This window comes from Enterococcus sp. AZ040, from assembly GCF_050499185.1.
In the GTDB taxonomy this organism is placed as follows: Bacteria; Bacillota; Bacilli; order Lactobacillales; family Enterococcaceae; genus Enterococcus_D; species Enterococcus_D entomosocium.
Window position 1 is genome coordinate 2,285,194 of the sequence record NZ_JBMHEW010000001.1, and the last position, 24,042, is coordinate 2,309,235.

Below are 24,042 nucleotides of genomic sequence, written 5' to 3' on the forward strand. Positions count from 1 at the left end.
TTCCATTGGATTCATTTCGCTTTGTAAATCTGACTGGCTTGGTTACCTAAGGAGATCCTTAAAGCAAATCGGTGCATTTTTTTCTCTTTTGCCAAAATATACATGCACATGCATCTATATTACAAAAGAATCAAGGAGAAAACAAGTGAAAACATCTTTAGTCTAGCATTTCCTCCAAGACTTTTTCAAAAACGACTTTTGAGCGCTGCAGTTTCTTTTCCCCTGATTGGGTCAAATCAATATAAATCCCCCGCTTATCCTCTTGACAAGAATGCCGTTCGATCACACCACACAGGTTGTCTTCCATGCGCATGATCATGCGTGACATCGCACTTTGACTCAAATCAAAATGGGCGATCAAATCGTTGAGGCGCATGCTATGATTGGGGGTCTTTTCTAAGTAATAAAGCACGTAATACTCATTCAAAGACAGATTGCTTTCTGCTTTGAGGGCTTGTTCCAAGCGAGCTTCGATCGCTTGATGCTGATTCGTGAAGGCTAACCATTGGCCCATCCGTTCTTTTTCCATCCTCTTCACCACCCCATTCTCCTATACCAAGGTATTTTAATCTAGATCCCTGCGTTACGCAAGCCGCCAGAAAGCTTCGCCACTATGGCTGAAACTTTATTATACAAAACTAGCCAGCTGCTGCGGACGTTAATGAATATTTTATGATAGAATTGGCGAAAAATTCAGCAAAAACTTCCTATTCTTTTTCAGTGTTCTGGATTACAATATCTTTAACATTAAAGAATATTTAAACGCTATGTCAGCAAAATTGTGCATTTCAACACAATAGTTTGCTTATTTTAGATGCTTTAGTATTCTAAGGAAAGGATGAAGTAAACAATGAAAAAAACATTTTCTTTGATTGGGACACTGACGCTCGTCAGTTTGGGGCTTTTGACAGGCTGTAACAACGAAAAAGATACCGCGCAATCAACAAGCGAGCTAAGTCAGAGTCGTGTGTCTACTGAAAGCAAACAAAGCACGACGACGCAAACGACTGAAAGCAGCTCCTTAGCGTCAAGCTCCACTTCAAAAACTTCAACCACAAGCCAGCAATCGACGGATCACTCTGACGCAACGCAAACAACAGCAAGCTCAGTATCCGCCAATGAGTTTCCATATGCCGTTGATCTTTCCCAATATGGCCCTTCACTGACTTTTTATTTCCATGGCGTCAATGTACCAGATGCTGTCACGATTCAAAACACGAGTCCTTTGATCATTTCGATCGGCGACAGCGCAAGCTATGAAGCACAAGTCGATACGATCGCAACAAAGGAGATTCGCGTGTTTTCTGCGAAAAACAATGAGATTCGCACAGTAAAAGTGAACACTCAGTTGACCTTTTCGAAAGGGATCACTTCCAATGGAAATCCTGATTTTAACCAAAACCTGTACCTATTTACAAATAAAGAGGGTGGTCTATCTTTAATCACACCAAATTATGCGGGGAATGTCAGCGATGACCAACGAGATGTGATGTTAGAAGTACTTCAATAAACGAAAAACAGGGAAACGAAGCGTGCTTCGTTTCCCTGTTTCGTTACCCGATCATCACGGTTTCATCAGGATATTTGTAGCCGGCTTCTTGTTTGTTGGCTTTTTTCATCAGTGAAAAAGCAACGGTCATGATGCCAACTCGACCAATGAACATCAAAAAAATGATCAATAGTTTGCCAAAAACCGACAAGTAAGGCGTCAACCCCATGGTCAACCCCACGGTTCCAAAAGCGGAAAAAACTTCAAAGGCAATGGTTGGTAATCCAAAGTTTGGGTTTTGTGGCATACGCTCAGTGATCGACAATAAGAAAATCGCTACGAAGCATAACGTCAATGTAAGGAAGAACAACGTAAAGGCACGCGATACAGCAGATTCTTTGATCGTGCGACCGAACACTTCCGCTCGACTGCGCCCTTTCAATAAACTGCGGATCTTGATGATCAAGACTGCAAACGTCGTTGTCTTCAATCCCCCAGCCGTTGATCCCGAGGTCCCGCCGATATACATTAAAATCATCGTCAGCATCAAGCCTGCTTGACTCATTTGTCCGTAATCAATACTGAAAAATCCCGCGGTTCTTGGGGTGACCGCTAAGAAGAGGTATTGGAAAAAACGTTCGATGACCGAGTCACCCGTGATCAACTGTGAATTGGCTTCGGTCAAAAAGAACCCTGCCGTTCCAAAAACCACCAAAACGATCATAGCGATCCATGCCAAGCGGCTATGCAGGGACCGTTTTTTGGACGCCGTATGCAGGAGATCGAACCAAACGAGAAACCCAAGACCGCCGGCAATGATCAAGAAACTGATAATCCCCAGCACAAACGGGTCATTTTGAAACCCTACCATGCTGTTTCCGAACAAATCAAACCCAGCATTACAAAAGGCCGAGATCGCATGAAAAACACTGTACCAAAGGCCTTGCTCCCAACCAAAACGGGGCACGAATGCAAAAGCCAGCAAGATAATCCCGCTGACTTGGATCAAAAAGGCGATCCGAATCAGGTACCATGCCAAATGGATCTCTCCAGACATCCGATCCAGATTCAATGATTCCCGCAAAATCATCCTGGTACTAAGATGGACTCTTTTTCTCGCCAAGATGTAAAAGAAGACGGGAATCGACATGAAGCCGATCCCACCGATCTCAATCAACATCAGCAAGACCCCTTGGCCCCAGAGATTGTAATGGTCGGCTACTGTCAAGGTCGAAAGACCCGTCACGCAAACAGCCGATGTGGCAGTAAACAGTGCATCTAAAAAGTTGGTACCTTCACCACTTTGGGTGACAGCCGGCAGCATCAGTAAGCCAGTTCCTGCCAATATCAACAAAACGAAGACCAGTGTGACGATCTGCGGAATCAAAAAGCGTTGCGATGCCAGCTTTTTTTTCAAACGATTTCTTTTTTTCATTTTCATTTCCTTTGACCTTTTGCAAAAACCAATGGCTTGGTAATCCTAGTTTATTGCAGTTGTTTTTCACTTATCATACCATTTTATTTTGATTTATTCTTCACTTTGATCATTCTTGTTACGTTTGCTCGTTCATTTTCTTCCAGCCGCATTTTGATTCCATAAATGGCTTCTTCCAGCTCGGGAATCGTCAAATATTCTAGGGCATTGACGCGTCGGCGAGTACGTTCGATTTCCCCTGCCATCAATTGACAGGTCTTTTCGATTTCCGTTAGCTCCAACAGCTTCGGCATGGCGTCGGTAAAACGGGCGACCGCATTATCTAACGGAACATTGGAATTCAAAAAGCCATATTCGATCGGCGCTTGCATCACCGTATCGTCATAATCAAAATGCATCACTGGCACTTCCACACTCATGATATTTTTCGTGGATAACTCAAGGGAGACCTCAGTTGCTGGTAAAATAAACATTTCTTCAATGTATTTTTCATTGATCGTGGCATTGGCTAAGCGAAATGCCTTCATGGCACGCTGCAATTGTTCTTCTACTTCTTTACGCAAGTGGTCATTCTTTTTGATCAATTCAATAAATTGACGCATGAGTTCGTCTTGTTTGTCTTTTAATAATTTATGTCCGCGTTTGGCTGTCGCCAATTGTTTGCTGAGGCGCGACAGCTCCATGCGGGTTGGATTAACGGTTTTTTGCGCCATTGTTCTCCTCTCCCGGTAAGTATTCCGCCAGTAAGGCATCGCTGATCCGCTTCAGCTCGACTTTTGGCAGCATCGCCAATAATTCCCACCCTAATTCCAAGGTTTCGATAATCGAGCGGTTGGTGCGATACCCTTGGTTCAAGTATTCATTTTCGAAGCGTTCCGCAAATTTGGCATAGGTTTTATCTACTTCCGACAATGCCGATTCTCCTAAAACGACTGCCAATTCCTTGGCTTGCTTTCCTTGAGCATACGCAGAAAACAACTGGTTCATCGTTGCGGCATGGTCTTTACGAGTCTTGCCTTCGCCGGTCCCTTTATCTTTTAACCGTGACAATGACGGCAAGACATCGATGGGCGGCTGGATGCCGTTTTTATACAAATCACGAGACAAGATGATTTGTCCTTCGGTGATATAGCCGGTCAAATCAGGAATCGGATGGGTTTTGTCATCTTCTGGCATGGTCAAAATCGGCAGCTGGGTCACTGATCCTTTCAAGCCGCGAATCCGACCAGCACGTTCATATAACGTGGATAGATTGGTATAAAGATACCCAGGATAGCCGCGACGCCCTGGCACTTCACGACGAGCAGAGGAGATCTCCCGCAAAGCTTCACAGTAGTTGGTCATATCCGTCATGATCACCAAGACATGCATGCCCTTTTCATAAGCCAAGTATTCGGCCGCCGTCAGTGCCATTCGGGGAGTAGCGATCCGCTCGATCGCTGGGTCATTGGCTAGATTCATAAAGACGACAGAATGGTCGATGGCGCCCGTTTGACGAAAATCTTCCATGAAATATTCAGCTTCTTCAAAGGTGATCCCGATGCCAGCAAACACAACAGCGAAATCATCTTCTGAATTCAACACTTGTGCTTGACGCGCAATTTGCGAAGCCAATTCTTTATGAGGCAGACCAGATCCAGAAAAAATCGGTAGCTTTTGTCCCCGAACGAGCGTATTCAAGTGGTCGATCGATGAGATCCCCGTTTGAATAAACTCATCAGGATAATCCCGCGCTGCTGGATTGATCACTTCGCCGTTGATGTCCATAAATTTTTCTGGGACGATCTCTACTCCGCCATCTTTGACCCGACCTAAGCCGTCAAAGACTCGCCCGATCATTTGCTCGGAAACGCCTAATTCCAAAGGATGTCCTAAAAAGCGGACCGCAGATTCCCGCAAATTGATCCCGCCGGTTCCTTCAAAAATTTGGACCAACGCTTTGTCTTCTTGGATCTCCAGTACTTGTCCTTGCCGCGTTTCGCCGTTTTGCATGCGGACTTCGATCAACTCTTCGTATTTGACACCGGAGACGCGATCGACGGCCATCAATGGTCCGACGACTTCTCCAATCGTTTTATATTCCTTGATCATCGGTGCGGTCTCCTTTCTGTAAAATTTCTTTCATCGTTGCTTTGATCTCTTGATGCAAAGCAGGAATTTTTGCTAATTCCGTTTCAGGCAGGTACTTCATACGTGCCACTTTATCTCGCAATTCTTCGGTTCCTGCATAGATTTCTGAAAGATACGCACCTAGTGTCAACGCATCTTCCGCTTCTTTGTGGAGCAGCAAGATCGTTTCCAGCATTTTGAACTGCTTTTCACGAGAGGTAAACGTATCGACGTCGTCAAAAGCGTTTTGCTGCAAGAAATCTTCTCGCAATGATTTGGTGGTTTCCAGCAATAACTGATCTTTTTCGGACAAAGCGTCGATGCCGACAAGTCGAACGATCTCTGACAACTCAGATTCTTTTTGCAGCATCCGCATGGCTTCTGTTACTTGTTTGGACCAATCTACTTGCATTTGTTGGTCCAAAAAGGCACCCAATTCGTTTTCGTATAATGAATAGCTCTTCAACCAATCGATCGATGGAAAATGACGCTTTTGCGCTAAAGTGGCATCTAAGCCCCAAAAGACTTTTACGACCCGCAACGTATTTTGGGTAACTGGTTCTGAAATATCGCCGCCTGATGGTGAAACGGCGCTGATGGCAGTGATACTGCCTTCTTGATCAGAACCTAAGCAAATCGCTTTTCCAGAACGCTCATAATACTCTGCCAAGCGGCTGCCTAAGTAAGCCGGATACCCTTCATCCCCGGGCATTTCTTCCAGACGACCAGACATTTCCCGCAGTGCTTCTGCCCAACGTGAGGTGGAATCCGCCATGATCGCCACGGAATACCCCATGTCTCGGAAGTATTCCGCAATCGTGATCCCAGTATAAATCGACGCTTCCCGAGCGGCTACCGGCATATTGGAGGTGTTAGCGATCAACACGGTTCTCGCCATTAAAGATTCACCACTGCGAGGGTCGATCAACTCTGGGAACTCGTTCATTACATCGGTCATTTCATTGCCGCGTTCGCCGCAGCCGACATAGACGACTAGGTCGACATCCGCCCATTTGGCGATTTGGTGCTGAACGACAGTCTTCCCTGCACCAAAAGGTCCTGGAACGGCTGACGCCCCGCCTTTAGCGATTGGAAAGAAGGTGTCGATCACTCGCTGGCCAGTAATCATTGGTTCGACTGGATTCAGTTTTTGCTTTACAGGACGACTATGACGAACGGGCCATTTTTGCAGCATCGTGAAAGACCGTTCTCCTTTGGGTGTATCTAAAACATAAATCGTTTCATCGATCGTAAATTCCCCCGCATAAACAGCCTTGACTGTTCCTGAAACGCCATGAGGAACCATGATCTTGTGATTGATCAACGGTGTTTCTTGCACGGTGCCGATGACCATCCCGGTACTGACTGCCGCGCCGACTTCCACGGTCGGTACAAAAGGCCACTTTTTCTCATGATCCAACGCAGGCAATTGCACCCCACGCGTCAAGAAGTTACTTTGGGTGACAGACATGAAGGTTTCTAAGGGACGTTGGATGCCATCAAACATTTGTGACATGATCCCAGGCGCCAATTCTACGGATAGCGGTTCACCGGTGGTTACGACTGGTTCACCAGGTCCGATCCCGGACGTTTCTTCATAGACTTGGATCGAAGCGACGTCGCCGCGCATTTCGATGATCTCACCGACCACGCCTAAATCTCCTACATAACAGATATCTTCTAAACTTGCATGGCCCATATTTTTGGCTAACACCAATGGACCGGATACTTTAATAATTGTTCCTTTTTCCACAACATCGGCTCCTCTCTATAGTATGTTTTGCCCAACTGCTTTTTCGACATTTTCTTGAATCATTCGTTTGCCGATTCCTCGGGAACCATCGTAATCAGGAATCAAGATGACTGCAGGTGTCATTTTTTGTTGGACTTTTGCTAATTCATCGGGAATCAGCTCGGCACATTTTTCAGTCAGGTAGATGATCGTACTGTTCTTCATTAATTTTGCCAGCGCCTGCTTCACTTCTTTTTCTTCCGAGGCATAGCAGACCTGAAAGCCAAATAGTTGAAAAGGAATGACGGATTCTTTCTCGCCGATCACGCCGATTTTATGAGTCATAGTGCCGCATCCTTTCTCTGATTTGTTCTTCCGTAAAGCCGCTGCGTTTGCCTACCAGCAAGATACGCAGATTTTGCAGTTCCAAAACCTTAGCATTCAAAAATGCGAGTAAAGGCAGTGGTCCTAAAGCATCCGTTTGAGCTTGACCATAGCTTTCTGTGATCAAATTGTCTTGTAAGAGTGCCAAGCCAGCAAAGTCGATCACCTGTTCATGAATCAAAGGCCGCAATACTTCCTGATAATCACTTTCTAATAAGAAGGCTAAAAAGTCGCTATAGGACGCATCCGCAAACGCTAAAAATTCTTCTTTCGGGATACTGCCGACACTCACTAGGACTGCCTCCATAAAACTGCGCGATCGTTTTTGAAGTACACAACGAGCGGCGATCGTTAGATTGGTCAGATCGATCATCTTGATGACAGCTTCTTGTAGCTCAGGGATCTTGATTTCATCTGCCAGTCGCCGTTGTTCATGTAAATACCGGCGATCGTAAATGATATCGATGCCTTGCAGCACGGCGCCGCCTTCTAAGTACTCCCGCACCTCTTGGATCGTAGTCACGATTTTCTCAGGCAATACCTCTGAGGTTCCCGTTTTGATGGCGGTCCGACACTCATCGATCGTGTAAAAACCATCTTCGATCAGTAGATGATCATAATCTTTTCCAGTGACTGACTCTTTGGTCAAGACTTTTAGATTATGGAAAGTAAAAGGCATCATATACAGTCGGAGGACCTCTTGATCAGGAACCAGCTCGGCCAATTCTTTGATCGTCTTTAACAATTCTTCATCGAGATAGGTTTCGAATCGTTCATGAAAATCTGGCTTCAAATAGCGTTGATAATGGGTCTGCTGCAAGACAGCTTCGACTTCAGCAAACCCTTTTGCCGCAATCATTTGCTCGACTTCTTGCGACTTTAACAACGTCATCTCTTTCAGCCGAATGATTGGATTCAATTGATGATAGTTCCTCATGGATCAACCTCCTTGTTGTATGATCTGCAACCACCGTTCCCGGGTTTCTTTCTTGTATTCATCAAGCAATACTTGATAGGTAAAATTGTATTGAATGCCGTTGTCATCCACCAAAAAGCCTGCTTCTGTCAATGGTGCGCCTGCTTTGATTTGATACGGTAGTTTTGATTGACAAGACGTAAACCAAGCGGCGTCTAGATGGGCTGCTTGCTCAGGACCAGCGTGGAAGGTCACCGTCCCACTGATCGGCAACTGCTGCAGCACATTTTCAGCAAATGACTGCAGCTCTTCTGGCGTCCAGGCAACCATTTGTTGATACGCTTGCTCAAAAAGTTGTGTCAGGTATTCGTTTTGTTTCACCATTTGCTGCTGCTTAGCGGCACTTGCTTGGCGATTCAGGGCTTGCTGATAATGTTTTTCGGCTTGCTTTTTTGCTTGCTGGGCACGAAGCTGCAAGTCCGACTCTTTTTTCGCCCAGTCACGTGCCATCGTTTCACTGATCCTAGCACGTTCAGCGGCAGCCAAACGTTCCCGTTTTGTCTGCGCTTCTTGGTCTAGTTCAGCAATCATTTTGTCGATTGCGTCCATATCTTCGCCCCCTTTAAATCGTTCCTAAAAGTAAGAAAGAAATAACAAAACCTAAGATGGCATACATCTCAACCATTACTGAGAACATGACCCCTTTAAAGAAATGCTCTGGTTTCTTCGCTAAAATTTGAATCCCAGCTGCAGCGACCTTCCCTTGGGCCATTCCTGAGAATAAGCCAGTAAAGGCAACTGGCAGTGAGGCCATCAAATACGCCATACCAGTCACTGTCGACATTTCACCACTTAAGCTACCATAGATCATAAACGCAATAACGAATCCGTATAGCCCTTGCGTTCCGGGAAGTAATTGTAAAATCAAGGCTTGTCCAAACTTCTCCGGCTGATTCGTCGTTAAGGCTGCCGCTGCTTCACCAGTTTGGCCCACCCCTTTGGCTGAACCGATCCCAGAAAAGATCGTAGCGATCCCCATTCCGATAATTGCAAACACCATACCACCATTATTATTAATTAAGTAATCAATCATTTATTGTCTCCTCCATTTTCTTTATCAAAATCAACGTATTTCTCACTTGGCTTGAAGGTTTCAAATTGGCGCCCCCCACCAGTGAAAAATTTTCCGAAAAACTCTACATATTGTAAACGTGCGGCATGCACATATGCACTCAGTAACGATAAAAAGATGTTTAAAGCTTGTAGGACAACCAATAAGAGAATGCCTACAGAAAAACGAGCGGCTGGCGGCAAGTAGCCCACCAATAAGTTGAAAGCTGCTGCGATACTCCCACCGGAGATCCCTAATGCCATCAAGCGGCTGTAGCTGACAAAGTCGCCGATGTAACTTGTCACACCGTACAAGTCATACAACCCTAAAAAGAAGCCGCCCACTTTGGTTTTCCCTTTCAGAATCGGTACCACGATGATCAATAAGGCACTAAAGCCTGCTAAAATCAAGCCGACGGTTGTTAGTGCTGGGACATCGATCAAAAGATTGCCTGCGGCTGCCACTAAAAGACCACTCAAAAGTCCTAGCCACGCAAAGCCATCGTTGACTGCACCTAAAAGATCCTTTTTGCGGATATTTTCTTTGGCTGCTAAATAAAGGCCTGTAAACAGTTGGATCCCACCAAAAATCATGGATAGACCAAAGATCGCCATAAAATCTTCGGAGGGTGATAAAAGTTGGAAGGGCAATGTAGCGCCAAAGAAAGAGCCGTAGACTGCGCCCCAAATCATAGTTGGCACGGACAAAATCTGGAACAATTTCAGAAACCGTTTGGTCCCTTTGGGCAAACGCATGGCGTGCAGCCCGATCGTGGTCGCTACAGCCATTAATGCACCATAACCTAAGTCAGCCACCATCATACCAAAGAAAACATAGTAAAAGGGCGTCATCCATGGGGTTGGATCGATCTCATCGTATTTTGGCAGGCTGTACATCTCCGTCAACATTTCAAAGGGTTGAATAAACGAGGCGTTTTTTAGCTTCGTTGGCACTTGATTAGCAGCGATCTCCTCTGAAGTGGGTTCTTCAAACGAATAGTAAATCTCGTTGGCAAAGGATTCTTGGACCATTTCCGCCACTAACGGTTGATCCTTTTCTGCGATCCAGCCGCGCAAGAGGGCAAAGGTCTGACCAGCTGCTAAGCGCTGTTGCATCATTGCCCGATTCTCACGAGTCAAAAACAGTTCTTCCGCTTGCTGTAACAGGATCAGCCGTTGTTTGTGCTGACTGATTTCTGTAATCAGTTCTTTGCGCTGCTGGGTCAAGGAAGTCAACGCTTGTTTCGCGTTTTGCAAAACCACTTTTGGTGATTCGGATGTTAGACCGGTTTCTTTCTTCACCCCATATCGGTGAAACAATTGGAACACTTGCTCTTCGATCGCTGCTAAAAATAGGCAGCTGAAATTGACTTTTTTTGGCTCAGAATAGATCACTTCGATATGAACCTCTTCCAATTGTCGCAAGGCTTCAGCTAGATCTTCCCAGCGTGGGCCTTCGACACGCCCAGCAAAAAAACTTGTATGAGCAGGTGCTTCGATCTCCAACGGCACGTCAAGATTTTGCCACTGTGTCGCCCATTCTTCCGTCTGCGTCGCTGCTTCGATCGCTTCGATCGTCTCTACCCAGCGCTCTTGCAAATTCTCGACTTCAACCAGCTCCGTCAATGCTGCTGCTTCATCGAAGCTTGTTTCAAAGTCCGACAGCCGCAAGGCATCTCGTTGCCATTCTATGCCTTTTTTCGCATCACCATTTTGGCGAATAAAGCGGATTGCTTCTTGCAGTCGACGAATCATTGGTTGGTGAGAAGCACCTTCTGGGGTGGCTCCTGCAAAAAATTCCCGTAGCCAAGTTTCGTTCGCTTCCTGCTCAAATACGTTCTCGATTTCAACAAACTGCATCGTTTGCAGCTTCGTCAATACCCTTTCTTGGTAGTGCTTCGGGGTGATCAACGTTAGTTTATTTAGTTTGGTTACTGCCATAAGTCCCGATCACTCCTTCAACGATCTGTTGAACCGCTTGCTCTTGGAAGCTTTGCATATTTTTTTGGTAACGATCTAACACTTGCTGGGTCTCTTTTGCCAGCTGCTGCTTTTGTGCTTCTAGTGACTGTTGCAACTGGTCTTCGACTGTTGCTTGTTCCTGAGCAAGGGCTTCTTCCAAAGCGGAAGCCCGCTCTTGCAATGCTTGTTGCTGCTGCGCTTCTTCCGACTGCAGTTCTTTTTTCAAAGCGAGCAATTGCTGTTCATTGGCTTCTTCTGCTTCTCGTAAACGAGTCAAAGCTTCTCTCATCGATTTCCCTCCCATAGTGATTTATATTCTCAACTGAAAAATAAACAAAAAAAGCATACCTCACGAAGAAGTATGCTGATAACAAAAAAAAGGCCAGCATTCCTCCAAGAATGTTTGCCTCACCCCTTGGCAAACCTGATCCTTGAAGCATAAAAAATGCTCAACCTTTGTCTATTTTATTTTTCAATTCCTGAACTATTATAGCAAAAAAAAATGTTTCCTTCAAGTAGAATCGTTTTTTATGAGAAAAAGACGATTTCTACTATTGTATGTTCGCTCGTAATTCCACTGCTCTTGGCTGTCCGAATAACCATTACTATTCGTTCAGTCTCTTGGGGACTTTTCACCTAACATTTGTCAGTGATCGGATTGTTCTTACTAAATTGAAATCGGTCAAAATCAATTTAAGCCTTAGAATGGTCTGAATGAAGAACGTTGAGATTTTTTGAAAATGCTAGACATCATTTGATTGGTACCAAAAAGGAGATAACAATTCCAACAACCCGTTCGATCCCTGACAAATCTTAAGTGAGAAGTTCGCTTATTTCGCTTCTCTTTTTATCGATGGCAGCGGTTGGCCCTTTTCTTCACAAATGAAATAACCGCCTCGGTAAAGGCATGTATAAATCTTACCGGGCTCCATTGTTAGGGGAAGCCCATTTTTTAAATACATCGGTTTTCTTTCCATTGAGCTCACCTTGTCTTTCGTGGGATAATAAGTCAAAATAAAAAACAACAGCTATTTCTAATCTTATCTTCAAGATTACCAAAAAATAAACTAATTTTCTAGTTTTTAATCAAAATATCGCAAATATATTGAATATTTTATAAAAAGATGGATATTTATCCGAGAGCGTGTGTAAAGAATGAACAGGAGGAAAAAAGGATGTCAGATGAACGTTGGTTTCAAATAAGAAGAAAGCGAAACACCGAATTAGGAATTTGTTTGCTCGTCGTCCTGCCGATGGTCTATGGCTTGTGGTTTCAACTGGCTTTTTTGATCCATTACATGTCGTTTTTGTTTCTGGTTGCTGTCTTTACTGCAATCTACGAAGGAATTCGTTGTATCTGGGCTTTCATTAGAAAAAAACGATCTTGAGAAAGCTTTGCTCTGCTATAATAAATGAAACGAGCAGAGAGGAGTGCTTCTATGAAACGAATCATTATGGCTTGTGACTTACAACATACCCCCAAAGCTTTACAAGAATCCGCCCTTTCTTTTGACCCCTTTATCCCGGATTCTCGAAGTGTCGCAGAACTTTTTTATTCGGCCTATCATGAAACGACGGATGACGAAGGGGAATCGATTGCTGACTGGCAAAGAGAGCTGAGAGAGACTGCTGACGGAAAATACGGTCCCTTGAGTCCAGAGCTTTCTTTTCGGTTGCAAATGGATAATTATCCTATCGGTGCCGTAGTAACCAGCACGTTTCAAGAGCTTCCCCTGCTATTATTTGTTGTTATGAGCGCAGCCTTTAAAGGCAAAGGCTTATCCAAGCTAATGATGAATGAAGTGATCCAACGAGCAAAAGCCATGGGACTCACTCACCTTTATCTGGTAGTGACGGTTGAAAATCAGCCAGCCTACAAGCTGTATGAAGCATGCGGTTTTTCCTTTGCAGGTGAAAGCTGGGCTGATCTTTCCCCTTAGCTAGGCTCGCAAGTTATCCGTGTCATTTTCTACTATTTGAAAAGGAGCTTCGAACCAATGAATGAACGACTAGCTGCTGCGATCCAACTGCGGGCTGAAAAAAAGCTGCAACAATCAAATGAACAATTGATTCAATTAGCTGCCGAAAATCCCCAAGATGCCTTTGTCCACTACCAAACGGCTTGGAGTTATGATCTTTTAGGGGAAGAACAACAGGCAATTCCTTATTATGAACAAGCAATCGCGTTAGGTTTATCAGAAAACGACTTGCCAGATGCCTACCTAGGTCTAGGCAGCACCTATCGTGCCCTCGGCAAGTATCAAAAAGCCGAAGAAGTGTTTTTACACGCGATACAGCTGTTTCCAAAAAATCATGCTTTGCAAACCTTCTATGCCATGACACTGTTTAATCTAGCCGAGTATGAGCAAGCCGCTGAACGATTATTGACCCTGCTTGCCGAAACCTCTAGCGATCCAGACATCCAGTCTTACCGACAGGCACTTTTGTTTTATGCGGATAAACTCAATGAGACATGGGGTTAGATGTTTCCGTCGGATCAATCAAGCACTCCCTTCTCGATTAAAGAAAGGGAGTATTTCTTTTTTCCTGTCCCTTAATTACTCCTTCGCTATCAGCGCTTTGCTGAATCAATAGCCATCGACTTTCCTATGGTCCTTTTTCCTTCAATCAATACCAAACATCCATTATCGAAAATTTCGATAACAAAACCAATTGACGAGTACTGTCAAATTTGCTAATTTATCTATGCTTTTTTTATCAATATTTTGGAGGAATGACTATGCCCTTTATTGTCTATTTTTTTCTATCCTTATTGATTATTTATATTCCGACACCCACACTTTTGCTATTTTTTCAAAAACTTGCCTCGCAGCATGACAATCTGACGGCTTTTAGCAAACTTTTTCTATTATTGATGATCTTGCTGGATTATTACTTAAGCTATTATTGGTTGAAAAACTGCAAGGTCAAAAAAGCGCACTACCTTTATTTAGTTTTTGTCAATGTCTTCGAATGGCTGATCCACTTCTATCTTTATTCACGATTTGAAACGATCAATCTACTAGTCATTTTGTTGTTCCAAACCGTGCTACTATGCTGTATGATCTTTTTTCCTGTCTCAGAGAAATTTCGCTCATTCCTTTTTACCTAAAAAAGAGCATCCTTGGTTTCCACATAAAAAAATCCAGCTTCTCAATCGTTTCTTTCTAAGAACGGATTTACACGATAGCCCACCTTTGTTACGATTGATAAAAAGGATGTGTTGTGATGTCATTGATCGTCTTGATTGGCGCGCAAGCGGTAGGAAAAATGACTGTGGGGAAAGAACTGGAAAAACGATTGGATGCAAAACTATTATTCAATCACCAGACCATTGATCTTTTTGCGAATTTTCTTGGCTATAGCCCAGCAGCATTTGCTTTGTCTAATCAAACGCGGATCGAACTCTTCAAAGCCTTTGTTCATAATGAAGCCAATAATACGACAAAATCAATCATCTTTACGGTCTTGATTGATTTCGATCAAGCGGGAGATTTAGCTTTTTTACAAGAGATCGCCCAGCTATTTACCGATGCCCGACAAGAGGTCTATTTTATCGAATTAGTGGCTGATATTGAGGAACGTTTAAAGCGCAATTGCCATGAGGACCGTTTAGCCGCAAAGCCGTCAAAAAGAGCGCTGGCTTTTTCTAGAAATGAGCTTTTGTCTTCGTTTGAAAACTATCGCTTAGAAAGCCTGCCACAGGAATTAACTACCCTTTTCCCAACGATTCCTTCGCTGAAAATCAACAATACCCACTTGTCACCTAATGAAGTGAGTCAAAAAATTATTGCCCATTTTTCCTTGACTTAAGTGCCAAAGAAACGCCATTATCAAGCTTTGCTTCAATACGAAAATGTCTATTGACTTTGACGCTGCGTCAAGCGGTATCCTCTAATCAAGAGGAGGTGTCAAAATGAAAGTTTATGTTATGACAATGTTTTACCAAATGAAGACAAAAGATATTGTGCAATCATCGAAATGGTTCACAGAAATCTTGGGTTTCCAGTCATTGTATCAGTTTCGCAATCAAGAAAATCAAGTGATGATGGACCACCTGCGTCTTGCTGACTACCAAGATTTGATGCTGATTGCAGCAGAAGCGTTCACTGTTGGCGATGGGGCAATTTTGAATGTAGCGATGAATGATCTTCAGAATATCGCTCAGAAAATTCCCGCAAAGTGGATCGTGGAACCTTTGATGGAAAAGCCTTGGAATGCCCTTGAAATGACCATCAAAGACCCCAACGGTTATTTGTTTACCCTAACAGAGGCAATAAGAAAAAACGAATCAGACTTTCAAACCTTGATGGACCAAGCCAAGGATTATTTTCAATAAAAGGAACCGAGTAAGAAGAATTGCTTTCTTACTCGGTTCCTTTTTTATTTAAAACTTGATTCTGGCAGCAATGACAAAAAAAACGACCCTTTCCTAGATTTACCTAGCGAAACTTTTTGCCCCATCAGATGTACCAATACACCGCTTTAGTATATTTTTAAGTATTGAAGGTAATTATTAACACACCCAACTCAGAACATGTTACACTAAGCGAAAAGGGGGATTTCCTATGGAAAAGAAATCGCAGCTTCCGTGGTACAAGCGTAAAAAATTCTACCTTCCAGTTGCCGTCGTCCTCGGCGTGATTGGGTTTCTTCCCAGTCTCGTTTCTCTTTTCGGGGTATCGATCGATGATGAATTCAATCCTGATTACTATTCTGATCCGAATGAACCAATGTTTAAGAAAAAGCAAAACTGACTGTTGCGATGCCGTATGCAGGTTTTTTGACCAACAAAAAAAGAGCAATCACTCGCTGTTGTGTTTGCTCCTTTTTTAAAAGGGATTCGGCAAACCTACGCACCTTGACAGGGTAAGCTGTTTGGGGAGAGGGCGTTTGAATGCGCGAATGAACAGTAACTTATTACGTGAAACCACTTATACTTTTTTCCTGTTAAAAAATCAATTGCTAACCAATCACAAAGGATCGATTATTTGAAGAAAGAAAAAACGTTAGCCATTAGTTCTACAACTTCCCAGGGAAAACTAAAAAAATCAAACATCCATTTCTCCTCCTTTAATTGACTTTCTTCAAGTTTACCCGCAAAATAAAGCTGTAACATATTTGGACTATTTTTCCGTCCACTTTTTTTAGGAGGGATTTTTTGAAGGCCAATGACTTGTTAAAAGAGTTACGAACGGAACGAAATATCTCACAGCGAAAATTGGTTGAGAACATTTCAGAACGCAGTACACTGGCAACCTTTGAACAAAAAGGGCATCGCATCGCCTTTGATATTTTGCACCAATATTTGGACCGCTTAAATGTCACCTTAGAGGAATTTGAGTATCGCTTGGATGACAATCAAGTCAGCGAGAAAAAACAGCTATCCAAACAGTTGACCACCGCTTACTATGAAAGCAATTATTCTGAAGTACTCTCTTTGATCAACAAAGCCCAAGCACTGTATAAAACCACGAAGGATTTTTTCTATTATGTATTGTATAGTCAATTCTTTTTGATTTTAGAGAAAAAAGGCGTAGTTACCGACGAGGAAGAACGTTGCATCATCGAAGCGACCATCAAGAAATACTTGGAACGAATCGACACGTGGGGAAAGTTTGAAATCTCCTTATTTACCAATCTGCTTTTCCTTTTTTCTGACGAGTACATCTTGTATCAAATGAAACACCTGAATAAAAAAATTTTTTACAGCAATACGCTAAGTATCAATTATCAAATCTACACAAAATTGCTGACGAATGCGGCTTTCTTGTTTATCGATCGCAAAAAACCTGCCGAGTTGGCGCATGTGCTGACGTATCTAGCCGATCACCTGCCGCCGGACAATGATCGTATCCGCCTGATGATTCGTTATTTCGAAGGCATTTACGCCTTGTTCCAAGGAGATCGTACGCTGGGAATGGCCACGATTGAAAAAGCCTTGGACTATCTGCGATTTATTGGACAAGAAGCCTTTGCCAAAGAATTAGAGGTACTGGCTCATAGTATCTAAAAAAAACCTGCTGCTTCCTCTCAGTAAGAGAACGACTCTCTTACACGGAGGAAACAGCAGGTTTATTTTTTCTTAAAGTAAATGCAATGCTTCTTTCCAGAGCAAAACTCGTTTGACGGAAGCATTCAAATCAGCTTCCAAATAGCGGCCATCTTCAACCGCTTGTACGACAAAGGGGATCTGTTCTTGGTAGGTAGATGAGATCACTAGATCATTTCCCGCCTGCAACGCCTGTAATGCGGCTTCATTTTGCGGAATGAACTCAGAAAGTCCTGCCATATCCAAGTCATCCGTCATGATGACCCCTTCAAAATGCAATTCATTTCGGAGCAACTCATGCACGGGTTTTGAAATAGAGGCGGGTACAGTGTTATCGATACTATTGACAATCGTATGGGCCACCAAAATACTATCGGCACCAGCCTTGATCCCTGCGGCAAAAGGCAGAAAATCCGTTTCCCGCAGTGCAGATAGCGGGCGGTCATCGGTGACGATGGCGACATGCGAGTCACGATTGTTGCCATAGCCGGGAAAATGCTTCAAGGTTGACCCCACTTGGTGTTTCTGCAAAACATGAACCACACGTTCTACAAACGCACTCGTGCCCTGCGCATCCATGCCAATGGTTCGGTCGTAGATAAAGGACTGCGGATCAGTGGAAACATCGGCAACGGGAAACAGCCCGGCATTGATGCCATACGCTTTTAAAATTTCCGCTTTCTTTGCTGTATCTTCTTCGATCGCCGACCATCCACCTTGGGCATATAGCTGTTGTGGTGAGAGAAAACGCTGATCCGTAAGGTTCGGATTGCGGCTGATGCGAGTCACCGTGCCCCCTTCTTCATCCATACCGATCAACAGCGGAATGGCGCTGGCTGCTTGGTAATCTGAAATTTTCTGTTTCAAGCTCTCCGCCGTCTCATTTTCGGTATCACGGCCGAATAACAGATAGCCGCCAAAGTGATAGTTTTGAAGTTCTTCGATTTGATTGCTTTCAGGTACACGGACAAAAAACAATTGCCCGACCTTCTCCTCCAAACTCATCGTGGCGATTTTTTCTTCTATTGCCTCTTCTGACTGTTCTTGCGTGGAAGTTGAAACAGAAGGTGACGTGGAAATTGAGGTGGTTTCTTGGCTTGCACTGCTTTCTTCCTTTGTTTCGTCTCTCGAGCTGCTTTGCTGGATCACGGATGACTCCTCCGTTTGCTGTTTTTGCTGTTCTATCACCCACTTCATCCCTCCCATTGCTGCTAAGACCAAGAAAAGAAACAGTCCCATAGCGAGTCCTTTTTTATTCATAGGTTCACCTTCCCCTCTAAACAAGTTATTGAGAATGACTAAGCCCATCCTTAGAAAGAAAAAAGTGAACCACTGACGAAATATTCGCAGATGATTCACTTCAATGGATGTTATCGTTCTTTTTTACTCGTTAAACGAACCGTCGGATCAGCCGTTTGTATGGTACCGCACGCCCTACGATGTAAATCAACGCAGTTTGTATCGGGAACATGATGACTGCTTTTAGCAAGCGGACCGACCAGATGGCCCAGCTTGTCAAAGGAATATTCAGCATCATAGCTAACCAGATCGGAGTTAAGATCAAGGTTATCAAAATAGTATTTAACAAGACGACCGTTGCCGCTCGTTTTAATGTGACTTCTTTCCGATAGAAGAAGTAGCCATAAATCAGTCCACCAACAAAGGCATTGATGGTAAATCCGAAAAAGTAGGCTGATTTTGGAAAAATCACCATTCCTGCGATATCGGCTAATGACGATCCAACTGCGGTCCAAAACGGACCAAACAGCATACCCATGATCAGCTGTGGTACAAAGGAAAATGTGATTTTGATATAGGAGGTTTCAAACCCCAAGATTTGCGACAAGACCACCATTAAGGCAATCAAAAGTCCCATGACCGCAATCATGTGTGCATCGACTTTTCTTTTCATAGCGAGCATCTCCTTTTAGAGTTGCTACAAATTCATGCAGCGAATGCGAAAATAAAACCGCGAACGAATGACCGTTCTTCGTCCGAAAGGCAACATCCCATCCTTTCAGCACTTAACGCTTTATTTCCTACTCTGATTTTTATTAGGTATTACTACCCAGACACACTATAGCATACAAGCGCGGACTGCCACAATTTTTCTTGCTTATTTTCTTGTACAAACTCTGCCAATGTTCGCTTTTCTTTTTTGCGCATCAAAAAAACGCTTTTCTTATGTGAATTTTTCTGCCACTAGTAAGTGAGCAACAAACATTCTCAAAAAAAGCGTTCATTCCTGTTTCTTGTTTCATTTTATGCCTTATGACAATTTATCCAATTAAATTGTCATTGATCAATACCGATTTGATGTCGCGTAATTGATGATCGATAGCAAGTTGTTCATGGGTCATCGTTGCGGTGACCTCTTTCATAGCGTGCATTTCTTCATTTAATTCGTTGATGTTCGTCACTAATTTGTTCAATGCTTCAATAATCAATTGATTGTTATCCATGGTGAAACACTCCTTTTTGTAATGGTTGAGGTCATTCTTCTTCGTTGATTGGCTGCTTCAAAGTACCAACGGCGGCAACTGCGCGTTTCGTTTTATAAAACAATTTGTATAAAACAAGAACGACGACTGGGATCAGTCCGCATAAGATGTAGATCTGCGAGTAATCAAACAGACCGTGCAAGCTTCCTAATGCATAGGGACCTACGCCTAAGCCGAGGTCCAGCCCGATGAAATAGGTGGAGAGCGCTACGCCGACACGGTGAGGATCGACCTCTTTTAGACAAACGGCTTGGCCATTCGACATGAAGGTGCCATAGCCCAAGCCGACAAAGCAACCCGCAAGCAACAACATCCAGCTGTTGCCGGTAATACTCAATAGGAAAAGACCAAGGGTCAAGAAAAGAAAGCTAGGATACATGACCGCATCTGCGCCATGGCGGTCAAATAGTTTGCCAGTCATTGGTCGTGTGAAGGTCACGGAAAGTGCATAGACGATGAAGAAAAAAGCACCGGCCGTTTCTAACCCAAGGTCACTGGCGTAGATTGACAAGAAGCCGAGAACACTGGAATAAGCCAACCCGATCAAAAAGGCAATCCCGGAAATGAAAAAGACTTTTGGTTCGACAAAACTTTTGATGGACCATTTTTTTAGTTGTGCTCTGTGTTCTTCTGTTAATGGGATGTTTTTGACTGGGAACCAGAAACACGCGATGGCTGTTGCGATTGATAAGATGGTTGCTAACCAAATAATGAAATCAAAGCCGACGGTCGGTAATAATAGCATGCCAATAAAAGGCCCGACTGCCGCTGCTAAACTGGTACTTAATCCATAGTAATTGATCCCTTCGCCATGTTTGGAAGCTGGGATATATGCTGTGACGATCGCATTAGCCGCAGTTGAGACAGCACCATAAGCAAAGCCATTGAAAAAGCGCACGGTATCTAAAATGTAGATGTTGACCGAGATTAAATAGGCAGCGGTGGTAATAACATAAAACAAAATCCCCCAGCGCAAAACGGCTTTGCGACCGACTAATTCTAAAATTTTTCCGACATACAAGCGAGCGATCAAGGTCCCGATGATGTAGATCCCCGCTGCCAAGCCAGCTTGTGCGGTGGATGCCCCTAACTCCTGAGTGGCAAATTTCGCAGTGATGACGACAAAACAATAATACACGAGAAAGACGATAAAATTGATCAAGGTAATCGTGATAAACCCTTTGTTCCATAGTTTTTCATTTTTGGTTGACGGCGTCGAGCTGACGATTCCTTCTTGATTGGTTTCCCTGTCTGACATGTTTCTTCCATTCCTCCTGTTTGTGCTGTGATGCGTTTTACTATACCGAAACTTCCTCTACTCGAAATGCGCTTTTGCTGTTAAAAAAGAGCATTAACAAGAAACATTAACATTTGTTATTGCTTTTTCACTAGAAATGTCTTTTAATGAAGCTTGAATAGAGGATATTTCATCTTTTTTTCAGAAAATGTTGGGTTGGCATCAAGTGAAGGAGTAACGCGGGTGGAAAAACAGATATTACGTGATTATTTAGAAAAACAAGCAATACCGATCGTTATCCGTAAGAAAAAGAGTTACTTGACGTATGAGGGGATCCCGGATCGGTACGTCTATATTTTAAAAAAAGGCATCATCAAAACTAGCGTAGTGACCCATGAAGGGCGCGAATTCAACTTGCGCTATTTGACGGATTTCGAGATCGTCTCTTTGTTTAAAGACGAATCCTCTCAAGAAGTCGAAGCCCCTTTTAATGTGCGGGTTGAATCAGAAGAAGCCGAATTATACAAAATCGTGCGGGATCAATTTTGGGCTGATGTCAATCGTGACCGTCTGCTACAGGATTATGTCAAAGAGTATTATCGGAGAAACTTGATGGATACGATGAAAAAGATGCAGCAAATGCTGATGAACGGCAAATTCGGTGCTGTCTGTACCCAAATCAATGAGCTCTATGAAACTTTTGGGGTTCAAACAACAGAGGGCGTCTTGATCGACTTTGAAGTCACCAATGAAGAGATCGCTCGCTTTTGCGGCATTACCTCTGCCAGCAGTGTCAATCGAATGATGCAAAAATTACGAGAATCTGGCGCCCTAAAGAGTGTCGATCGCAAACTATTAGTGACAGATATCGATTTTATTCGGGAGAATATTATTTATTGATCAAAAAAGACTTTGTACGCCTTTTGGTTTCAGGCACACAAAGTCTTTTTTCGATTAAATAAACGTCACTGTTTCCGTCACTTCGATCGCTGGATCTAATGATTGGATCACGGGGCAATTTGGTGAAACGAGTTTTAGGCAACGCGTCGCTTTGTCATGGTCGGCTTCAGCGATTTTCGCATAAAACTGAATGTGGATAGCACTGACTGGTTGGGCTTTTTTGTTGTCGTCCCGGTCATAGCTGACTTCGATCTTTTCGATTTCTGCTTCAACCTTTGAATTCTCTAAGACAGATGCGTATACATAGCCGCCGCAAGCAGCTACCGCACTCACAAGCATTTGGACTGGCGAATAGCCTTTTTCCCGTGCTAACACCCAATTGCCAGTTGGGGTCGTCATTTCAAATTTGTCGCTTCCTTGATGGATCGTCAATGTTTCTACTGTCATCGTTTTTCTCTCCTCACAAAATGATCTGGTTCAACTTCGACCCATTCATACAATGGTGTCAAAGTAATCGTGCTTTGAATTTCCGTTTGTTCCATCGCACCTCTTGCTAACACAGGATCAGCGATCGGCGCTGCTGCTAATAATTTCTTCGTGTAAGGATGCAGCGGATTTTCAAACAAACGGTCGGTAGGTGCCAATTCAACTAATTTCCCTTGATACATGACGGCTGTTCGATCACTGATATGACGAATCACGGACAAGTCATGGGAAATGAATAAATAAGACAATGAAAACTCTTTTTGTAGACGCAGTAGCAATTGGATAATCTGAGCCTGAATGGAGACATCTAATGCCGAAGTCGGTTCGTCACACAAGACGAACGCCGGGCGATTGACCACCGCACGAGCGATACCGATCCGTTGCCGTTGTCCGCCGCTGAAACTGCGAGGCAGTTTATGGACGTCATCACCGATGATCCCGACGATCGCTAAGATTTCTTTGGCTTTCGCTCGAGCAGCATCTTTCGTTTCATGATACAACGGCTCCATCACCAGTTCAAGTGCTGTCATACGGGGATTCAATGATGAATACGGATCTTGGAAAATGATCTGCATTTGCTGATACGCTGCTTTGCGATCTTCTGCCGTCAATGCTGTTATCTCTTTGCCTTCAAAGAAAATCTCCCCGCTTGTTAAGGTCTCTAAATTTAAAATACTGCGTCCTAAAGTGGTTTTCCCACTCCCAGATTCCCCCACTAGCCCCAATGTCTCGCCCCGATGGATCGTTAGGCTGACATCTTCGACCGCTCGGACTTCACTGACAGTGCCGCGCCAGTTTTTACTGCGAAAGATTTTCGTCGCATGTTCTACGCGAATCAGTTCTTCCATTATTCTGTCACCTCCTGATTGCGCCAGACGCGATGTGTCTTAGATAGTTGCGTTTCTTGCAGTTCATCTGCCAATGTCTCATGATAGTCAAAGACTTTTAATTCGGCATGCTTGTCGCCTAAATGGGCCGCCTGCAATAATTGTTTCGTATAAGGATGTTCCGGCTGATAAAAAATTTCTTCCGTGGTTCCTTCTTCCACGACTCGGCCTTGATACATCACTTTAATAAAGTCGCACATTCCTGCAACGACCCCAAAGTCATGGGTCACAAGGACGACGGAAAGCTGGTTCTCTCTTTGCAGGTTTTTGATCAATGCCAAAATCTGTGCTTGGATCGTCACATCTAAAGCCGTTGTCGGTTCATCTGCGATCAGCAATTTCGGTTGCGCCAACAAAGCCATGGCAATCATCACCCGCTGACGCATCCCCCCAGATAGCTCATGAGGATATTGTTTCATGCGTTGTACTGGAAAAGGTATGCCGACTTTTTCTAACTCTTTGACGGCGATTTCTTGTGCTGCTTTTTTCGATACTTTTTGTGAGCGGCGAATCACTTCGATCAAATGATAGCCAATCGTGCGCAAAGGATTTAACGAAGTCATCGGGTCTTGAAAAATCATGGCGATCGGTAATGTTCGACGATCGGTCACTGCTGCTCCTTCAAATGTATAACTGGTATAGTGATCGGTCACTTTATCAGGCAAAAGATCCATGACGCTTTTCATGGTCATACTTTTGCCGCTGCCAGATTCGCCAACGATCCCAACGACTTTGCCCTTAGGAATTACCAGATCAAGATTTTTTACTAACGGTTTCGGACCGGTTTTGCTTTGAAATGTCACATTCAACGCTTCGATCGCTAATAACTCTGTCTTCATCGG

The 24,042-nt window shown here is 43.8% G+C and carries 28 protein-coding genes, 1 riboswitch and 1 other annotated feature; of the genes, 10 read left to right on the plus strand and 18 right to left on the minus strand.

From position 1 onward, the window contains the following. Positions 1-157 precede the first annotated feature (157 nt). Positions 158-529 carry a MarR family winged helix-turn-helix transcriptional regulator gene (locus tag IGK63_RS10490; protein ID WP_016613534.1) on the minus strand — a complete coding sequence of 124 codons (372 nt, stop codon included), beginning with the start codon at positions 527-529 and terminating at the stop codon, positions 158-160. A 321-nt stretch (positions 530-850) separates the two neighbouring features. Between IGK63_RS10490 and IGK63_RS10495 the strand changes: the two genes are divergently transcribed. Then, entirely contained in the window at positions 851-1,510 is a 660-nt protein-coding gene (locus IGK63_RS10495) for a hypothetical protein (RefSeq protein ID WP_016613535.1), read from the plus strand. 43 nt (positions 1,511-1,553) lie between these two features. On the opposite strand, the gene IGK63_RS10500 is transcribed toward IGK63_RS10495, so the two are convergent. From IGK63_RS10500 to IGK63_RS10545, 10 genes are all read right to left on the minus strand, one after another. Next, positions 1,554-2,930 carry a TrkH family potassium uptake protein gene (locus tag IGK63_RS10500; RefSeq protein WP_016613536.1) on the minus strand — a complete coding sequence of 459 codons (1,377 nt, stop codon included), beginning with the start codon at positions 2,928-2,930 and terminating at the stop codon, positions 1,554-1,556. A 77-nt stretch (positions 2,931-3,007) separates the two neighbouring features. Beyond that, positions 3,008-3,637 carry a V-type ATP synthase subunit D gene (locus IGK63_RS10505; RefSeq protein ID WP_008378868.1) on the minus strand — a complete coding sequence of 210 codons (630 nt, stop codon included), beginning with the start codon at positions 3,635-3,637 and terminating at the stop codon, positions 3,008-3,010. Continuing rightward, positions 3,618-5,015 carry a V-type ATP synthase subunit B gene (locus IGK63_RS10510; protein ID WP_010747828.1) on the minus strand — a complete coding sequence of 466 codons (1,398 nt, stop codon included), beginning with the start codon at positions 5,013-5,015 and terminating at the stop codon, positions 3,618-3,620. The genes IGK63_RS10505 and IGK63_RS10510 overlap by 20 nt, the downstream gene beginning before the upstream one ends. Continuing rightward, positions 4,999-6,786, minus strand: a complete 1,788-nt coding sequence (locus IGK63_RS10515) for a V-type ATP synthase subunit A (RefSeq protein ID WP_016613537.1) — start codon at positions 6,784-6,786, stop codon at positions 4,999-5,001. The genes IGK63_RS10510 and IGK63_RS10515 overlap by 17 nt, the downstream gene beginning before the upstream one ends. 15 nt (positions 6,787-6,801) lie before the next feature. Continuing rightward, complete coding sequence (locus IGK63_RS10520; protein ID WP_005225570.1) at positions 6,802-7,110, minus strand: V-type ATP synthase subunit F; 309 nt, start codon at positions 7,108-7,110, stop codon at positions 6,802-6,804. Continuing rightward, positions 7,100-8,086, minus strand: a complete 987-nt coding sequence (locus IGK63_RS10525; protein ID WP_016613538.1) for a V-type ATPase subunit — start codon at positions 8,084-8,086, stop codon at positions 7,100-7,102. The genes IGK63_RS10520 and IGK63_RS10525 overlap by 11 nt, the downstream gene beginning before the upstream one ends. Positions 8,087-8,089: 3 nt before the next feature. Then, a complete protein-coding gene (locus IGK63_RS10530; RefSeq protein ID WP_016613539.1) occupies positions 8,090-8,674 on the minus strand; it encodes a hypothetical protein in 585 nt (194 codons plus the stop codon). Positions 8,675-8,687: 13 nt separating this feature from the next. After that, complete coding sequence (locus IGK63_RS10535; protein WP_005225567.1) at positions 8,688-9,158, minus strand: V-type ATP synthase subunit K; 471 nt, start codon at positions 9,156-9,158, stop codon at positions 8,688-8,690. Continuing rightward, the gene (locus tag IGK63_RS10540) at positions 9,155-11,116 is read right to left on the minus strand and encodes a V-type ATP synthase subunit I (protein WP_016613540.1); all 1,962 of its coding nucleotides are present in this window, start codon (positions 11,114-11,116) and stop codon (positions 9,155-9,157) included. Before IGK63_RS10540 ends, IGK63_RS10535 begins: the two co-directional genes overlap by 4 nt. Continuing rightward, positions 11,094-11,426: a hypothetical protein gene (locus IGK63_RS10545; protein ID WP_008378883.1), complete on the minus strand. Its 333-nt coding sequence runs from the start codon at positions 11,424-11,426 to the stop codon at positions 11,094-11,096. Before IGK63_RS10545 ends, IGK63_RS10540 begins: the two co-directional genes overlap by 23 nt. 112 nt (positions 11,427-11,538) lie before the next feature. Beyond that, positions 11,539-11,592: a sequence feature (sodium ion sensor (DUF1646 type); this cis-regulatory element may regulate processes involved in with the transportation of sodium ions), on the minus strand. 720 nt (positions 11,593-12,312) lie between these two features. Between IGK63_RS10545 and IGK63_RS10550 the strand changes: the two genes are divergently transcribed. From IGK63_RS10550 to IGK63_RS10585, 8 genes are all read left to right on the plus strand, one after another. Then, positions 12,313-12,525, plus strand: coding sequence for a hypothetical protein (locus IGK63_RS10550; RefSeq protein WP_429972498.1), 213 nt, complete (start codon positions 12,313-12,315; stop codon positions 12,523-12,525). 24 nt (positions 12,526-12,549) lie between these two features. Beyond that, positions 12,550-13,077, plus strand: a complete 528-nt coding sequence (locus tag IGK63_RS10555) for a GNAT family N-acetyltransferase (protein WP_016613544.1) — start codon at positions 12,550-12,552, stop codon at positions 13,075-13,077. 57 nt (positions 13,078-13,134) lie between these two features. Then, positions 13,135-13,620 (plus strand): tetratricopeptide repeat protein, encoded by a 486-nt coding sequence (locus IGK63_RS10560; RefSeq protein ID WP_008378889.1) that lies wholly within the window; start codon positions 13,135-13,137, stop codon positions 13,618-13,620. A gap of 257 nt (positions 13,621-13,877) precedes the next feature. Then, positions 13,878-14,249: a hypothetical protein gene (locus IGK63_RS10565; RefSeq protein WP_008378891.1), complete on the plus strand. Its 372-nt coding sequence runs from the start codon at positions 13,878-13,880 to the stop codon at positions 14,247-14,249. A gap of 116 nt (positions 14,250-14,365) precedes the next feature. Next, positions 14,366-14,950, plus strand: a complete 585-nt coding sequence (locus IGK63_RS10570; RefSeq protein ID WP_016613547.1) for an AAA family ATPase — start codon at positions 14,366-14,368, stop codon at positions 14,948-14,950. A 103-nt stretch (positions 14,951-15,053) separates the two neighbouring features. After that, positions 15,054-15,476 carry a VOC family protein gene (locus IGK63_RS10575; RefSeq protein ID WP_016613548.1) on the plus strand — a complete coding sequence of 141 codons (423 nt, stop codon included), beginning with the start codon at positions 15,054-15,056 and terminating at the stop codon, positions 15,474-15,476. A gap of 229 nt (positions 15,477-15,705) precedes the next feature. Next, positions 15,706-15,894, plus strand: a complete 189-nt coding sequence (locus IGK63_RS10580) for a hypothetical protein (protein ID WP_005234854.1) — start codon at positions 15,706-15,708, stop codon at positions 15,892-15,894. A gap of 404 nt (positions 15,895-16,298) precedes the next feature. After that, positions 16,299-17,150, plus strand: a complete 852-nt coding sequence (locus tag IGK63_RS10585; RefSeq protein WP_008378897.1) for an Rgg/GadR/MutR family transcriptional regulator — start codon at positions 16,299-16,301, stop codon at positions 17,148-17,150. Positions 17,151-17,222: 72 nt separating this feature from the next. Here the strand turns inward: IGK63_RS10585 and IGK63_RS10590 are convergent, their stop codons facing one another. The 4 genes from IGK63_RS10590 to IGK63_RS10605 form a co-directional block, all read right to left on the minus strand. Then, the gene (locus tag IGK63_RS10590; protein WP_034872300.1) at positions 17,223-18,449 is read right to left on the minus strand and encodes a glycoside hydrolase family 3 protein; all 1,227 of its coding nucleotides are present in this window, start codon (positions 18,447-18,449) and stop codon (positions 17,223-17,225) included. A gap of 130 nt (positions 18,450-18,579) precedes the next feature. Continuing rightward, positions 18,580-19,110, minus strand: a complete 531-nt coding sequence (locus IGK63_RS10595; RefSeq protein WP_005234846.1) for a folate family ECF transporter S component — start codon at positions 19,108-19,110, stop codon at positions 18,580-18,582. A gap of 26 nt (positions 19,111-19,136) precedes the next feature. Further along, positions 19,137-19,238: riboswitch (THF riboswitch) on the minus strand. 230 nt (positions 19,239-19,468) lie between these two features. Further along, positions 19,469-19,651: a hypothetical protein gene (locus IGK63_RS10600; RefSeq protein ID WP_005225550.1), complete on the minus strand. Its 183-nt coding sequence runs from the start codon at positions 19,649-19,651 to the stop codon at positions 19,469-19,471. A 31-nt stretch (positions 19,652-19,682) separates the two neighbouring features. Next, a complete protein-coding gene (locus IGK63_RS10605) occupies positions 19,683-20,948 on the minus strand; it encodes an MFS transporter (protein ID WP_016613551.1) in 1,266 nt (421 codons plus the stop codon). A gap of 222 nt (positions 20,949-21,170) precedes the next feature. Between IGK63_RS10605 and IGK63_RS10610 the strand changes: the two genes are divergently transcribed. After that, positions 21,171-21,827 (plus strand): Crp/Fnr family transcriptional regulator, encoded by a 657-nt coding sequence (locus IGK63_RS10610; RefSeq protein ID WP_034872302.1) that lies wholly within the window; start codon positions 21,171-21,173, stop codon positions 21,825-21,827. Between the two features lie 54 nt (positions 21,828-21,881). On the opposite strand, the gene IGK63_RS10615 is transcribed toward IGK63_RS10610, so the two are convergent. From IGK63_RS10615 to IGK63_RS10625, 3 genes are read right to left on the minus strand one after another with little or no spacing between them, the layout of a single operon-like run. Beyond that, positions 21,882-22,274: an OsmC family protein gene (locus IGK63_RS10615; RefSeq protein ID WP_016613552.1), complete on the minus strand. Its 393-nt coding sequence runs from the start codon at positions 22,272-22,274 to the stop codon at positions 21,882-21,884. Continuing rightward, positions 22,271-23,161: an ATP-binding cassette domain-containing protein gene (locus tag IGK63_RS10620; protein WP_016613553.1), complete on the minus strand. Its 891-nt coding sequence runs from the start codon at positions 23,159-23,161 to the stop codon at positions 22,271-22,273. Before IGK63_RS10620 ends, IGK63_RS10615 begins: the two co-directional genes overlap by 4 nt. Beyond that, the gene (locus tag IGK63_RS10625; protein ID WP_016613554.1) at positions 23,161-24,039 is read right to left on the minus strand and encodes an ABC transporter ATP-binding protein; all 879 of its coding nucleotides are present in this window, start codon (positions 24,037-24,039) and stop codon (positions 23,161-23,163) included. Before IGK63_RS10625 ends, IGK63_RS10620 begins: the two co-directional genes overlap by 1 nt. Between the last annotated feature and the right edge of the window lie 3 nt (positions 24,040-24,042).

Bases quoted from the DNA above. Each gene is read 5' to 3' on its own strand.
- IGK63_RS10490 (WP_016613534.1), bottom strand. From the start codon at position 529: ATGGAAAAAGAACGGATGGGCCAATGGTTAGCCTTCACGAATCAGCAT.
- IGK63_RS10495 (WP_016613535.1), top strand. From the start codon at position 851: ATGAAAAAAACATTTTCTTTGATTGGGACACTGACGCTCGTCAGTTTG.
- IGK63_RS10500 (WP_016613536.1), bottom strand. From the start codon at position 2,930: ATGAAAATGAAAAAAAGAAATCGTTTGAAAAAAAAGCTGGCATCGCAA.
- IGK63_RS10505 (WP_008378868.1), bottom strand. From the start codon at position 3,637: ATGGCGCAAAAAACCGTTAATCCAACCCGCATGGAGCTGTCGCGCCTC.
- IGK63_RS10510 (WP_010747828.1), bottom strand. From the start codon at position 5,015: ATGATCAAGGAATATAAAACGATTGGAGAAGTCGTCGGACCATTGATG.
- IGK63_RS10520 (WP_005225570.1), bottom strand. From the start codon at position 7,110: ATGACTCATAAAATCGGCGTGATCGGCGAGAAAGAATCCGTCATTCCT.
- IGK63_RS10525 (WP_016613538.1), bottom strand. From the start codon at position 8,086: ATGAGGAACTATCATCAATTGAATCCAATCATTCGGCTGAAAGAGATG.
- IGK63_RS10530 (WP_016613539.1), bottom strand. From the start codon at position 8,674: ATGGACGCAATCGACAAAATGATTGCTGAACTAGACCAAGAAGCGCAG.
- IGK63_RS10535 (WP_005225567.1), bottom strand. From the start codon at position 9,158: ATGATTGATTACTTAATTAATAATAATGGTGGTATGGTGTTTGCAATT.
- IGK63_RS10540 (WP_016613540.1), bottom strand. From the start codon at position 11,116: ATGGCAGTAACCAAACTAAATAAACTAACGTTGATCACCCCGAAGCAC.
- IGK63_RS10545 (WP_008378883.1), bottom strand. From the start codon at position 11,426: ATGAGAGAAGCTTTGACTCGTTTACGAGAAGCAGAAGAAGCCAATGAA.
- IGK63_RS10550 (WP_429972498.1), top strand. From the start codon at position 12,313: ATGTCAGATGAACGTTGGTTTCAAATAAGAAGAAAGCGAAACACCGAA.
- IGK63_RS10555 (WP_016613544.1), top strand. From the start codon at position 12,550: ATGAAACGAGCAGAGAGGAGTGCTTCTATGAAACGAATCATTATGGCT.
- IGK63_RS10560 (WP_008378889.1), top strand. From the start codon at position 13,135: ATGAATGAACGACTAGCTGCTGCGATCCAACTGCGGGCTGAAAAAAAG.
- IGK63_RS10565 (WP_008378891.1), top strand. From the start codon at position 13,878: ATGCCCTTTATTGTCTATTTTTTTCTATCCTTATTGATTATTTATATT.
- IGK63_RS10570 (WP_016613547.1), top strand. From the start codon at position 14,366: ATGTCATTGATCGTCTTGATTGGCGCGCAAGCGGTAGGAAAAATGACT.
- IGK63_RS10575 (WP_016613548.1), top strand. From the start codon at position 15,054: ATGAAAGTTTATGTTATGACAATGTTTTACCAAATGAAGACAAAAGAT.
- IGK63_RS10580 (WP_005234854.1), top strand. From the start codon at position 15,706: ATGGAAAAGAAATCGCAGCTTCCGTGGTACAAGCGTAAAAAATTCTAC.
- IGK63_RS10590 (WP_034872300.1), bottom strand. From the start codon at position 18,449: ATGAATAAAAAAGGACTCGCTATGGGACTGTTTCTTTTCTTGGTCTTA.
- IGK63_RS10595 (WP_005234846.1), bottom strand. From the start codon at position 19,110: ATGCTCGCTATGAAAAGAAAAGTCGATGCACACATGATTGCGGTCATG.
- IGK63_RS10600 (WP_005225550.1), bottom strand. From the start codon at position 19,651: ATGGATAACAATCAATTGATTATTGAAGCATTGAACAAATTAGTGACG.
- IGK63_RS10605 (WP_016613551.1), bottom strand. From the start codon at position 20,948: ATGTCAGACAGGGAAACCAATCAAGAAGGAATCGTCAGCTCGACGCCG.
- IGK63_RS10615 (WP_016613552.1), bottom strand. From the start codon at position 22,274: ATGACAGTAGAAACATTGACGATCCATCAAGGAAGCGACAAATTTGAA.
- IGK63_RS10620 (WP_016613553.1), bottom strand. From the start codon at position 23,161: ATGGAAGAACTGATTCGCGTAGAACATGCGACGAAAATCTTTCGCAGT.
- IGK63_RS10625 (WP_016613554.1), bottom strand. From the start codon at position 24,039: ATGAAGACAGAGTTATTAGCGATCGAAGCGTTGAATGTGACATTTCAA.